Here is a 12,953-nt window from a genome sequence, read left to right as displayed (position 1 = left end):
ACGACGTCGGACGGGATGACACGCCGAGGCTATCGGGCTATCGGTCGGGGCGGGGAGACTCGAACTCCCGATCTCCTGCACCCAAAGCAGGCGCGCTAGCCACTACGCTACGCCCCGAGGCGTCGCATCCTCATAGTACGGGGTAAGCTCGCATCGATCACCTCGCGGGTGTAGCTCAATGGCAGAGCCCCAGCCTTCCAAGCTGGCCATGCCGGTTCGATCCCGGTCACCCGCTCCAGTACCGATGTCCCAACCGTCGGCGTTTCAGCGCCGGCGGCCGGACCTCCCCACAGCCCTCCGAGGAGCACGGTCTCGTCGCAGACCAACCGGCTTGTGGTGGCTCCGGCAACGTCGTCCCGCCCGTGACGCCGGCCCGCACAGGGTCCGATCATCGACAGACCACATTGGGGCCACTGGGCTATCCGGCTTCCTGGGGCACCCATCCACCCATCTCTCTACAGAGAGAGAGCTCTTCCTGACTTAGAGTTCCCGTCGGGCCGCATCCACGTCCATCCGGGTGAAGACGGCTACCCCGACGGAGGCGACGATGGCGACAGCGACGGCGACCCCCCGGGCGGCATGGACCGCGCTGGCAGCACGGACCGCGCGGGCAGCATGGCCCGGCCCGGCCCGACGGTCGGCATGACAGTTCGGCATGTCCGGCACTCGCGCGTGTCGCGGCGCGCGGCGACATCGACATCGACATCCGACGATGCCGCACCCGCGGTGCACGTGCCTTGTCTCACATCGGGGCGATAGCTCCAGCGCCATAGACGGACATATCTATCACTATCGCCAGGAAAGGGTCCAAGTGTCATCACAACGTCGGGGCTGGCTTCCGGTGGCCGTCGGGATCGGGATCGGGGTGAACACCGCCCGGCTGCATTCCCGGGTGCGCACCCTCGAGACCATCGAGACCACCACCGGCGACACCGATCCGGCCGACCTCGGGGTGGACCCGTCGGCACAGCCGGACGGATCGCCCTACCTGCTGCTGACGTGCTCCGGCGTGCGGCTCACCGGTGCGCAGCGGCAGGCCGCGCAGGCCTACGCCGCCCGGCGCGGGCTGGACGTGCTCGACCTCGTCCCGTCCACGTTTGCCGCCCACCGGCTGCTGGATCTCGCGCGCGCGGTGGATCCGGCGACCTTTCCGTCCCGGCGCCTCGCCCGCGGACGAGGCGCCGGGGTGGCCGTACTGGCCCGGCGGGAGGTGCTGGTCCGGGCCGGCCTCCTGGCCGCCACGGAGTCGGTGCGCGGCCCGGCCGACATCCCCGGCCCGGCCGGTGACGCCGGGACGGCCGATGTCAGCGGGCTGACGGCGGCGGAGCTGGTGACGTTGATGCGGATCGGCAAGCGGCACGCGCCGGTCACCACCGACCTCGCCGTCCTGCCCGGACTGGCCGTCGTGGACGAGGGCGGGACCGACCGCTTCGCGACCCAGCGGGCCGCCTATGTCTGGGAACCCGCGAAGCTGGCGTTTCCGGTGCTGCGCGACGGGGCGATCCTGCTGGCGGCGGGCGGTTGTCCCCCGGCCGCGCTCGCCGCGCTCGCCCTGTCGTGGCTGCAGCCCGTCCTGGTCGGCGGTCAGCGGATCCGGGTGCCGATGGCCGATCTTGCGGGTAGTCCCCGGCGCCGGCGCCGGGACGGCGCGCGGCAGCTGCGGGAACGGACGGTCAGCGACCGACCGGCAGCGGCAGCGCCTCCCCGGACCGCGCCGGGATCTCTCGGCGGGCTGCGCCGGGAGCTGCTCACCGCGTCGGTACGGCCGGATCCGGCGCTGCTCGCCCGCAGCCGGCGCGCCTACCAGGCCGATCTCGCCGGCGGCCTCGACCGGTTCCGCGAACCCGCGCAGGCGCGGTGTCCCTGGTGCGGCGCCGGCGATCTCGTCAGTCACCGGCAGGGCCGGGACGTCACCCAGGGCAAACCCGGGACGTTCCGCCTGGACCGCTGCACCGCCTGCGGCCACATCTTCCAGAATCCGCGACTGTCCCTCGACGGCCTGGACTTCTACTACCGCGACTACTACGACGGCCTCGGGGCGTCGGTCATGGAGGAGCTGTTCGGGTTCGACGACCGGGTGTACCTGGAGCGGGCCCGCCAGCCCATCCCGACTCCGCGACGCTGGCTGGACGTCGGTGGCGGCCACGGGCACTTCTGCAACTCGGCCCGCACCGTGTGGCCGTCCACCGCGTTCGACCTTCTGGACATGGGCGCCGGCGTCGAGGCGGCGGCCCGACGGGGCTGGGCGGACGAGGTCTACCGGGGCCAGTTCCCCGAGCTGGTCGGCACGCTCAAGGGGCGGTACGACGTCCTGAGCATGTTCCACTACCTGGAACACACCCGTGATCCACTGGCCGAGCTGGACGCGGCCGCCGACGTGCTTACGCCCGGGGCCCATCTGCTCATCGAGCTGCCCAACCCGGAGAGCCCCGCGGCCCGCTGGTACGGGCGGACGTGGCCCGGCTGGCTGATCCCCCAGCACCAGCATCTGATGCCGGCGGCGAACGTCGTCCAGGCCCTGGACGAACGTGGGTTCGAGGCCTCCGAGCCGATCTTCGGCGAGGTGCACCAGCCAGGCGACCCACTGTCCGTGCCGTTCGGGCTGCTGCAGACATGTACCCCCGCGCCCTCGAACCCGTGGGGGACCGCCGACGAGGGGTCCAGGAGGCTGCGGCTGCGCCGGCAGGCGTTCGCCGCGGCGCTCGCCCCCGCCTTCGCCGCGGGCCTGGTGCTCGACGGCCTCACCCGTCCCTACCTGACCCGCGGGACCAGAGCGAACGCCTACCGCATCCTGGCTCGTCGCCGCTAGCCGGACTCCCGAGCGACAGGGTCCGTCGGCGCGGCACGCACACCCTCGACCAGACGATTACTCAGAGTAATCTCCGGGTGAGGGAGGGACTCGTGGCGAGGTCTGCTCGAAGACTGGCGGTGCTCGGGTTGCTGGGCGTTCTGGCGGGATGTGGGGGTTCCACGGTCGACGACCGTTCGGCGCCGGCACACCCGTCACCCGCGGTGACGTCCCGCCCGCCAGCCCGACCTGGATCGACGGGCGGGACGGCGACGGCCGAGGCGGACCGGCGGTTCGTCGCCCATGCCACCGGTCCGGTGATCACCTGGTATCCGGCGCCGGACCAGGAGGGCGTCGGCGGACAGCTCACGAACCCGAACCCGCAGGGCGCTCCGCTGGTGTTCGCGGTCCGGCAACGGCGCGCCGACGGCTGGCTGCGGGTCATGCTGCCGGTGCGGCCCAACGGGACGCAGGGCTGGGTGCGGGCCGCCGATGTCCGGCTGAGCACGACACCGTACGCGCTGGCGGTCGACCGCACGGCGCACAGTCTGACGATCATCCGCGACGGCCGGCAGATCGCCCGGCTGCCGGTGGGCATCGGCACCGGAAACACCCCGACGCCATCCGGCACGTTCTACCTGACCGAACTGCTGCAGCCGGGTGACCCGAACGGGCCATGGGGACCGTACGCCTTCGGGCTGTCCGGTTTCTCCGACGTGATCACCAACTTCAACGGTGCCGACGGCATCATCGGCCTGCACGGCACGAACCGTCCCGACCTGGTCGGCACCGATGCCAGCATGGGCTGCATCCGCCTGCGCAACACCGACATCGAGAGGCTGGCGAGCCTGATCCCGGTCGGCACGCCGATCTCCATCCGCGGTTGACCCCACGAGCGGTGGAGGACCGGGCGGCGTCGCTGGCGCACCCGGGGCAACATCTTTAGGCTGCCCCCATGACGGGATATCACCTGGCTCAGGTGAACATCGCCCGCGTCCGCGAGCCCCCTGCACCCCTGTCTCCGAGCGAGCTGGCCGCCGATCTGGCGATACCGGCCGAGGCCGTCACCGAGCAGCCCGGGTTCGTCTGGTCCCTGGCCGCGGCGCAGCCGGCCAGCGCCCTGCACACCTTTCGGCTGGGTTGCGCCGAGCAGCTTGCCGCCGTGGTGAACCTGACCGTGTGGGAGTCGGTGGAGGCGCTGTGCTCCGCCGTGCTGCGCAGTGACGGGAGTGCCTTTCTACGCCGGCGCCGGGACTGGTTCCGTCCCACCGACCGGTCGACCAACGCCCTGTGGTGGGTGCTCGCCGGGCACCGACCGGATCCGGCGGAGGCCGAGGACCGGGTGCGTCACCTGCGCGCGCACGGCGCCACCGCGACCGCCTTCACCCTGCGGCTGGCCTTCCCGCCACCGTCGTCACCACAGCCATCGTCACCACCGTCACCACCGCCGGCCAGCGCCGTGGGCTAGGCGGGGTCCGCCTCGTCGATCCAACCGGACAGGATCTCGCCGAACACCGACGGGTCCTCACCCCGGTTCCAGAACGCCGTCGCCGCCTGCACCGCGACGGCGCCGGCCTGGAGGTACTCGGCGACGTCCCGTCCGGTGACGACCCCGCCGGCACCCACGATCGCGACCGGATCGGGCAGCAGTCGGCGCAGCTGACGGACCTGACCGAGGCCGATGGGTTTGAGCGCCGGGCCGCTGAGCCCGGCCAGTTCGACGGTCAGGACGGGACGGTGCGCCGCATCGACGGCCAGCGCGTTCGGGAACGTGTTCACCGCCGTCACGAACGACGGGCCACTCGGACCGGGCCCCACCGCGGCCTCGCCGAGTACGCGGGCGAGCGCGGCGAGCGCGACCGGGTCGGAAAACGGCGAGATCTTCACCCCGTACGGCACACCGCGGCCCGTGTCGGCGGCCAGTGCGTCCAGCGCCGCCCCGACCTGCGCGCACACCGCCGCCGTCTGCCCGGGGTCGAAGCAGGCGATGCGCTTTTGCGATCCGCCGTCCCAGACGTTGGGGCAGGCCAGGTTCACCTCGATCAGGTCGACCCCGGTCGTGGCGACCACCTCGGCCAGCCGCCGGTACTCGGCCACGTCGAAGCCGGCGATGCTGACGATCAGTGGCTTACCGGCGTCGTGCGCGATCTCGACCATCTGGCCCAACTGCCCGGCGTAGACATCGAGCCCCCGGTTGGGCAGGCCCAGGGCGTTGAGGGCGAAGCCCGCGCCGGGCCAGTAGACGGTGCCCGCGTTACCGGCCCGCGGGGCCAGCGTGATCGACCCGACCACGATGGCCGCCACCGCGCTGCGGGCGAACGCCTCGACATCGCGCAGCGACTTGCAGGTCCCTGCGGCGTTGAGCACCGGATGTTCCAGCTCGACGCCGGCCAGGCCGGCCGTCGCCGTCACCGTGGCACCGCCGTCACCGTGGCACCGCCGTCACCGTGGCACCGGCGTCACCGTGGCACCGGCGTCGTTGCGCTGTCCTCGTCCGTCGGGCGCGTCCGCGGGCACGCATGTCGGCTCAGGCCTGGGCGGGGCGGGGCCGACGCAGCCGGCGCCGAGCGCCATGGCGATCGATCGCCTTCTGGTAGGCCTGCACCCGGACCGCGGCGATACGACGCGGTTCGAGCTCCGCGGTTCCCGCCCGGCCCCGCGCGCCGACGGCGGCGGCGAGTTCCGGGTCGCGCAGGAACGGTTCGAGCGCGTCCGCGAGTGCCGCGGGGTCCTCCGGCGGTACGACCGTCCCGCCCTCCCACTTCGCCACCCAGGTCGCGACGCCGGTCGTGGCGGTCGCGACGACCGGGCGTCCCGAGGCCATGCCTTCCAGACCGGCGATGGAGAAGCTCTCGAACCGGCTCGGAACGACCACCACCCGCGCCTCCTCATAGGCCTTGACGAGCTCGGGACGGCTCAGATGCCCCGCGAACCGGCAGGTCACGCCCAGCTCGGCCGCGCGTCGTTCCAGCCAGGCACCCGTCGGCACGCCGTCGATGACGCCCGAGGACTGCCCGGCGAGCACCACGATCGGCGCCATGCCCCGCTCCTTGAGCAACTCGGCCGCCGTCAGGAGCACATCCAGGCCCTTGCGCCACTCCAGGCGGCCGACGACGAACAGCACCGGGTCGGTCTGCTGCGGCCCGATCACCCCGGTGTACGGGCTGCGATCGAACGGATAGGGAATGACGTCGGCGTCGTGCTTCTTCTTCAGCCAGCCGAAGTCGCGCAGCGTCGTGACGATCAGCTCGGACGGCGCCGTCCGCACGTCGGCGCGCAGCGCGGAGAAGCGGTCGATCCGGTCGGCCAGCGCACCGCGGCCGTGCAGCTTACCCTGCCGCAGCCGGACGTCCATCATCGTCGGGGTGTGCAGGTGGATCACCAGCGGGGCGTCCCGGCGCAGCGCGGTGCGCAGGCCCCGGGTCTCACCGTCCTGGGTCTCGACGACATCCGGATGCAGGTTCAACCGGCGCAACCAGAAGGCGTAGGACACGGCGAGGGAGATCCGCAGCGCGATCGAGTCCCGCGGATGGTCCACACCCTGCACCGAGCGGCCGACCTTGCCCAGATAGCGGCTGACCGGCAGACGCAGGAGCGGTCGTCGGTGGACGAGCACTCCGTCGTGGTCCTCGTCCGTGCGCCGACGGCCCTGGGCGCACACGATGTGCACCCGATGGCCAAGCGCGACCAGTGCATGCGCGATGTCGTGGGTGTAGACACCCGCCCCGTCCCAGATGATCGGGGGATACTGCTCGCACAAAAAGACGATCTCCATACCCATCCCCCACGGCGGCGAACTCCGGTCGGCTCACCCTAACGCCAGTCGATCGGCGGTAGTCACCGGGTTTGTGCCCGAGCACCCCGCCCGGGGCTGGTTGCGTCGGATGCTGGGAACCGGACGCTAGTTCCCCGAACTGTGAATCTGCTGTGGGATCAGGGGTACCACCGCCATCCGGGCGGATCCTGTCATCCCTGCGTCGAGCACTGCTTCCGCCTCCGCACACCCGGACGACACCTTCCGGGTCAGGCGCCACACACCGTTGCCTTCCTGTGGCATTTCCTGCACCGCCCGCCGCTGGATCCGCCCGGCACTCCCGAATCCCGCACCCCCGAACACTGTGCCCCCGAACTCTTTACCCCCGAACAGGGAGTAACCGGTGTCCCGGGTATCCGGACCGAACACGGCAGCGAGGCCGACCACCACCACGAACGCGGCCAGCAGCACGAACTCAGCCACCCCGCACCACCCCGCGGCCGACACCCGTCACAGCCGACCGCGCAACAGCGGCCCCGGCCGGCCGGACGGTCCTGGCGGGGCCGGGAAGCGGCACACCCGCCATCCCGATAGCGCTATCATAATGTCTCATGCTCAACGATAGCAGTGTCGACCGGGTGGTGGATGAGCTTCAACAGCTCGCCGACGCCGGCACCGTCGGGCAGCGGCTGCCGAGCACCCGTGCGCTGCAGGCACGCCTTGGCGTCGGCCCGGTGACGGTGCAACGCGCCCTCGGCCGGCTGGTCGCCGAGGGGCGGCTGGTCACCCGGCCCGGGTCGGGCACGTTCATCGCGTCCCGGCGCACGACCCACCCCGGCGACACCGACTGGCAGCAGGTCGCGCTCGGGCCGAGCCCGGTGCACCCGTCCGGAATCGACCGGGTGGTGCACCTCGCCGATGCGCCCGGGTTTCAGCTCGGCGCCGGTTACCTCGACGCCGGACTGCGCGCCGACACCCGGCTGGCCGCCGCCATCAGCCGCGCCGCCCGTCGTCCGGATGCCTGGGCGAGTCCGCCCGCGGCCGGCCTGCCGGAGCTGCGCAGCTGGTTCGGCCGCCAGCTCGGCGCCGACCCCGACCACGTTCTGATCACCTCGGGCAGCCAGAGCGCGCTGTCGGCGACGATGCGGGCGATTCTGCCGGCCGGCCATCCGGTGCTGTTCGCGACGCCGACCTATCCGGGAGCGCTCGCCGTGGCCCGCAGCGCCGGGCTCACCCCGATCTCCGTTCCCTGCGACGCGGGCGGCATCCGCCCGGACCTGCTGCGCGACGCCTTCACCCGGACGTCCGCCCGGCTGCTGGTCATCCAGCCCACCTACGCGAACCCGGGCGGGCGGGTGCTCGCCGCGGACCGCCGCGGTGAGGTCCTCGACATCTGCCGGGTCGCCGGCGCCTTCGTCATCGAGGACGACTACGCCCGCTGGCTCGGTTTCGCCGGCGAGCAGACCCCGCCGCCTCTGTTCGTCGACGACGAGCGCGGCCAGGTCATCACGATCGTCTCCCTGACCAAGATCCTCGCGCCGAGCCTGCGGGTCAGCGCCGTGATCGCCCGCGGCCCGGTGATGAGCCGGATCGCCGCCATGCGGATCGTCGACGACTTCTTCGTCTCCCGCCCCCTGCAGCACACCGTGATCGAACTTGTCAGTGGTCCCGGGTGGGCGGCCCAGCTGCGGGCCGTGGGCGCCGCGTTGCGCGAACGGGCGACGGCGCTGGTCACAGCGGTCAGCCATGAGCTGCCCGACTGTGTCTTCGTCCCGCCGCTCGGCGGTATCAGCATGTTCGTCCGACTGCCCGCCGGCGTGGACGAGCGCACGGCCGTGGCCGCGGCGGCCCGCCTCGGCGTCGTGGTCAGCCCCGGTCGGTACTACACCATCGGCGAGCAGGAGGCCGCTCACCTGCGACTGTCCTACGCCGGCCTGCGCGCCGAGGACGTCCCGGCCGCCGTCGCCCTGCTTGCCCGAGCCCTGCGCGACGGCCCCACCCACCCCGCCGTCGACGTCCGGTGATCCCGTCCTGACCGCCTGGTTCAGGCGACGTCGGCAGCGCTCGTGGGCCGCGCCACGCCGACCAGGTCGCGCCACAGCACCGGCAGCGTCATCGTCGCGGCGACAACCAGGAACCCGGCCAGCACGAACGGCAGCCGGTGATCGACAGCGAAGATCGCACCCGAGACCAGAGCGGCCAGCACGGTGGTCCCCGTCCGAACCGTCGCGAACAGGCCCTGGGCACGTCCGGTGGCTCCGCTCGCCGCGCCCTCCTGGGCCAGCAGTGACTGCTCGGCCGGATTGATCACAGCAAGCACGACGGCCTCCAGACAGCCGACGACGATGATGATCGGCAGCGAGTGCAGGAGCGGATAGCTCGCCACTGCGCCAGCCCGCAGCACCAGGGACACCGCGATCAGCGACCGCCGGTCCAGCCGGTCCGCAAGCTGCCCGGCCGGCCACGCGAACAGCAGATACGGCAGGCCGAACAGGGTGAACGTGAGCCCGGTGACCTCCACCGACACACCCTCGCGACGCATCAGCAGGCTCCAGCAGGTCTCATAGACCCCCGCCGCGAACCCGCCGGCCGCCCCGATCAGCAGCAGCCCGACCACCCCTGGCGTCAGCAACCCCGCGGCCCGTGACCGCCGGCCGCCTCGTCCCGCCGGTCGGCTCGGGCTGGCCGTCGACGTCGCGCCCTGGGCCGCGGACACCCGCACCGGACCCGTACGGTCACCCGTCGCGCCGGCCATCCCTCCAGCACCCGCCACGCCCTGCACACCGGTGACGGAAGGAAGCATCCACAGAACGGGCAGTGACGCCAGCACCGCCGCCGCGCCGCCGCCGAGAAACAGCTCCCGCATGTGTTCCGCGCCCGCGAAGCCACCCAGCAGCGGTCCGATCGTCACCCCCAGCAGCTGACCGGTGTAGACCGCGCTGAACGCCCGACCTCGTGCGGACGGAGCGACCGTCACCGCGACCGCGGTCAACGTGGCGACCTCGAACGCTCCGGCCCCGGCCCCCTGCAGCACCCGCAGCGCCGACGACGCGATGACCCCCTCGGCGACGAACAATCCACCGCAGCCCGCGGCGTAGGTGGCCAGGCCGACGAGCAGCACCAGCCGGTGGCCATGCCGGCCGGCCATCCACCCGGCCACGTACTGGGACAGCAGCGCGCCGAGAAAGAACGCCGACATCACCACCCCGACGCCGGCCGCGGAGACATCGTTGTCAGCCAGGTACAACGGAAGAATCGGTGCGATGGCAAAGCCACCGAGCCACTGCAACAGCGTCGACCCGGCCAGCACTCCCAGCAGCTGGCGCGACGCACCGTCATCGCCCGCTCTGGCCGGCTCCCCCGACGCCGTGGTGCCCACACCGTCCACGAATCGGTCCTATCCTGCCCAGGAAGGCCAGGCAATCCGGGTGTTCCGGGTGCGAGCCCGCACCCGGCAGTGCGTCCAGGCGGATCGCGGCCTGGAACCCGCGACAGCGCCTCTGCGGAGGGACATGTGATGACCATGGAGAACGTTCCGTCCAGAAGCCTCACCTCGGCCAGACCGGACGCGGCGCCGACCCGAGACGCGTCCTTCGCAACCACAATGGCCTACTACCGGTCCGAACATCGCACTCGGGGCATTCGCCTGACCCATCTGATCGGAATCCCCGGGGCCGCCCTGTCCCTGCCGCTCCTGGTCGCCCGACCGAGCGTCGGTGTACCGCTGTTCACGGCAAGCTGGGCCCTGCAGGTCCTCGGGCATGTGCTGTTCGAGCACAACCGTCCGGCGCTCACCCGCGGGCCGATCATCTACCAACTGTGCGGGCTGGCGTTCTGGTGCGAGGAGGTCGCCGATCTGCTCGCCGGCCGCGGCCTTCCGGCCGCCACCCCCTAGACCGCCACGATCTCCACCGCCACGATCTCCACCGCCATGATCTCGACCGCCACAACCCGCCGATCCGATCGCGGGCGATTTACGACTTTCGTCGGCTGTATGCGCGACCGAGAGGTTCACTCCCTTTATGGGCCACGAAAAAATCGGACCAAAAAAGGAGAGATGCAATAAAAAAGTAACAGACTGAATTAATCCAAGCGTGCTTGGTAGCGACTCTCATCCTCGCGCCAGCCGCGCCGTGGAGCGCGCCGCAGGGAGCAGGGAGCGGGAGCTCCGCCGTCAGCGGCGGGCCAGGCGACCGGTGGGCGGCTGGGGACGGTTGCGGTGCGGGGAGGAGGCATCCGGACCACCGGCGCCGCCACCGGTGGCGGCGGGGGGTACGGGGGCAGCGCCGACACGGGTGACCTTGGGTTCGATGCGGCGCAGCATGAGGGCGGTCAGGGCCAGGGCGACCACGCCGATCATGATGCCGAGGACGACGTCGGCGGTCCAGGTCGCGGCGGTGTGCTTCCAGAGCTCGTCGGGCGGGTCGCTGCGCAGGGCGGGATTGCCGAGCTTGGCGACGACGTTGAGGTCGTCGGTGCTGGCCAGGGCCGCGAATCCCCACCGGGCCGGGGCGAGGAAGCTGAGCTGTTCGAAGACGAGGCGGTTGCTCATCGAGGTCAGACCGCCGGAGAACACCAGCTGGCCCATGGTGACCAGGACCAAAATCGGCATCGCCTTGTCAGCGTTGTCGATCAGGCTGGACACGAACAGGCCGATCATCATCGAGGCGAGCGCCGCGACGATGACGGCGATCAGACATTCCGCCAGGGGCGAGCCGAGCACGACGGCCTCCGGCGGCGTGCGGCCGGTCACCGCGATGAGGGTGAACACGACACACTGCGCGGTGGTGATCGCCGTCAACAGGATGATTTTCGAACCGAGATAGGCCGTGCGGGACAGGCCGATCGTGCGTTCTCGTCGATAGATCGGCCGTTCTTTGACGATTTCCCGGACGGCGTTCGCCATTCCCATGAAGCAGGCGCACAGCACCAGTACGACGAGCACCTTCGTCGCGTCGGTGTTGGGGGCCTGGGGCAGAGGGCCCAGGCCGTCCGGTGCTTTGAGCACCCGCGGGACGATGCCGAGGATGAAGGGATAGGCGATGATCAGGCGTAGGTAGGACCGGTCGGCGAGCACGACCCGCCAGTACCGCCGGGTCAGGGTGTACAGCTGGGAGAAGACCGGCTGTTGGCGGATGCTCGGCAGCTCCGGTGGGGCGCGGCGCACCGCGGGCGCCACCACGGCCGAGGGTACGAAGAACTCCGAGTCGCGGAAACGGCGGGCCATCTCGGCGCCGGGGGTGGCCTCGAGCTCCCGGAAGACCGCGGCGAACTCGCGGAAGTCCTTCTTGCCGAAGAACCGCAGCGCACCGTCGGCCGGCCCGAAATAGGCGACGTGGCCGCCGGGCGCCAGCACGAGGATGAAGTCACACAGGTCCAGGAAGAGCACGCTGTGCGTGACGACGATGACGGTGCGCCCGGTCTCGTCGGTCGATCCCTCGCCGCCGCCCTTGGCCAGCCCCCGCAGGGTCTCCATGACCGACTGGTCGTTGGCCGGATCGAGCCCGGAGGTCGGCTCGTCCAGGAACAGCAGTGACGGACGGGTGAGCAGCTCCAACGCGACGCTGGTGCGCTTCTTCTGACCGCCGGAGAGCCGGTTGACGCGGGTGTCGGCGTGGGCGGTGAGCCCGAGCTGGCCGATCACTTCCTCGACTCGGTCACGTCGTTCCTGCGCGGTGGTGTCCTTGGGGAAGCGCAGTTCCGAGCCGTACAGCAGCGCCTCGCGCACGGTGAGCTGGTCGTGCAGGGGGTCGGCCTGCGGCACGTAGCCGATGCGGCGGCGCAGTTCGTCGTACTCGGCGTAGAGGTCACGTCCGGCGTAGCGGACCGCGCCGCGGTCGGCCGGGCGGAAACCGGTGAGGGCGTTGAGCAGGGTCGACTTGCCCGCGCCGCTGGGCCCGACGACACCGAGCAGCGAACGGCCGGGCAGCCGGAAGGTCAGGTCGTGCATGAGCTGCTTGCTGCCGGCAAACACCGACAGGTCCTGCACCTCGAAGGCGACGTCGCCGGAGTCGACGTACTCGACGAGGCTGTCGCCCTCGAGCTGGAACAGGTGGTGGCCGATCGCAAGGACGTCGCGTTGCAGCACCGGTGCGCGCCCGACCCGCAGACCGTTGACGAAGGTGCCGTTCGCCGAGTCGAGGTCGACGACCTCCACCGCGCCGAGGGAGATCCGCAGCTCGGCGTGATGGCGGGACGAGAGCAGGTCACCGACCATGATCTCGTTGTCGCGGGAGCGGCCCATCCGCATCCGACCGGGCCTGAGGGGATGCACACGTCGACGGGCGTGGACGACCTCACTCTGCGTGGTCATCGGATCCACCGACCAGCCTCCGGACGGTGGACCGGCGCCCGCCGGCGCGCCCGCGCGGGCGGGCGGACCCGCAGCCGTCGACGAGGCCGCCCCGGCCG

10 protein-coding genes and 2 tRNA genes are annotated in these 12,953 nt (G+C 71.5%); 6 read left to right on the top strand and 6 right to left on the bottom strand.

The genetic code is table 11. The features are described from left to right. Nucleotides 1–44: 44 nt before the first annotated feature. A tRNA-Pro gene (locus ND747_RS09035) sits at nucleotides 45–117 on the bottom strand. Between the two features lie 47 nt (nucleotides 118–164). Between ND747_RS09035 and ND747_RS09030 the strand changes: the two genes are divergently transcribed. The 4 genes from ND747_RS09030 to ND747_RS09015 all read left to right on the top strand — a co-directional run bounded on the left by ND747_RS09030 (nucleotide 165) and on the right by ND747_RS09015 (nucleotide 4,256). Next, nucleotides 165–238, top strand: a tRNA-Gly gene (locus ND747_RS09030). Between the two features lie 603 nt (nucleotides 239–841). After that, a complete protein-coding gene (locus tag ND747_RS09025; protein ID WP_251733040.1) occupies nucleotides 842–2,809 on the top strand; it encodes a class I SAM-dependent methyltransferase in 1,968 nt (655 codons plus the stop codon). A gap of 92 nt (nucleotides 2,810–2,901) precedes the next feature. Continuing rightward, entirely contained in the window at nucleotides 2,902–3,675 is a 774-nt protein-coding gene (locus ND747_RS09020) for a L,D-transpeptidase (protein ID WP_251733039.1), read from the top strand. 68 nt (nucleotides 3,676–3,743) lie between these two features. Further along, nucleotides 3,744–4,256, top strand: coding sequence for a DUF3291 domain-containing protein (locus ND747_RS09015; protein ID WP_251733038.1), 513 nt, complete (start codon nucleotides 3,744–3,746; stop codon nucleotides 4,254–4,256). Here the strand turns inward: ND747_RS09015 and ND747_RS09010 are convergent. The 3 genes from ND747_RS09010 to ND747_RS09000 form a co-directional block, all read right to left on the bottom strand. Continuing rightward, entirely contained in the window at nucleotides 4,253–5,200 is a 948-nt protein-coding gene (locus ND747_RS09010; protein ID WP_251733037.1) for a dihydroorotate dehydrogenase, read from the bottom strand. The genes ND747_RS09015 and ND747_RS09010 overlap by 4 nt on opposite strands. Before the next feature lie 115 nt (nucleotides 5,201–5,315). Next, a complete protein-coding gene (locus ND747_RS09005; protein ID WP_251733036.1) occupies nucleotides 5,316–6,563 on the bottom strand; it encodes a glycosyltransferase family 4 protein in 1,248 nt (415 codons plus the stop codon). A gap of 126 nt (nucleotides 6,564–6,689) precedes the next feature. Next, nucleotides 6,690–7,013: a hypothetical protein gene (locus ND747_RS09000; RefSeq protein WP_251733035.1), complete on the bottom strand. Its 324-nt coding sequence runs from the start codon at nucleotides 7,011–7,013 to the stop codon at nucleotides 6,690–6,692. 140 nt (nucleotides 7,014–7,153) lie between these two features. Here ND747_RS09000 and ND747_RS08995 point away from each other — a divergent pair, with 140 nt between their 5' ends. After that, complete coding sequence (locus ND747_RS08995; protein WP_251733034.1) at nucleotides 7,154–8,566, top strand: PLP-dependent aminotransferase family protein; 1,413 nt, start codon at nucleotides 7,154–7,156, stop codon at nucleotides 8,564–8,566. A 20-nt stretch (nucleotides 8,567–8,586) separates the two neighbouring features. Here ND747_RS08995 and ND747_RS08990 read toward each other — a convergent pair whose 3' ends face one another. Beyond that, nucleotides 8,587–9,930 carry an MFS transporter gene (locus tag ND747_RS08990; RefSeq protein ID WP_251733033.1) on the bottom strand — a complete coding sequence of 448 codons (1,344 nt, stop codon included), beginning with the start codon at nucleotides 9,928–9,930 and terminating at the stop codon, nucleotides 8,587–8,589. A gap of 129 nt (nucleotides 9,931–10,059) precedes the next feature. On the opposite strand from ND747_RS08990, the gene ND747_RS08985 reads away from it, so the two are divergent. Continuing rightward, complete coding sequence (locus ND747_RS08985; RefSeq protein ID WP_251733032.1) at nucleotides 10,060–10,437, top strand: DUF962 domain-containing protein; 378 nt, start codon at nucleotides 10,060–10,062, stop codon at nucleotides 10,435–10,437. Between the two features lie 279 nt (nucleotides 10,438–10,716). On the opposite strand, the gene ND747_RS08980 is transcribed toward ND747_RS08985, so the two are convergent. Then, the coding region (locus tag ND747_RS08980; RefSeq protein ID WP_251733031.1) for an ATP-binding cassette domain-containing protein at nucleotides 10,717–12,953 on the bottom strand (2,237 nt) is incomplete at its 5' end.

Origin of the sequence: Frankia sp. R82 (assembly GCF_023716925.1) — a bacterium.
Lineage (GTDB): Bacteria > Actinomycetota > Actinomycetes > Frankiales > Frankiaceae > Frankia.
Note: the sequence above shows the minus strand (reverse complement) of the source record. Positions and strands in the feature narration are given on the sequence as shown.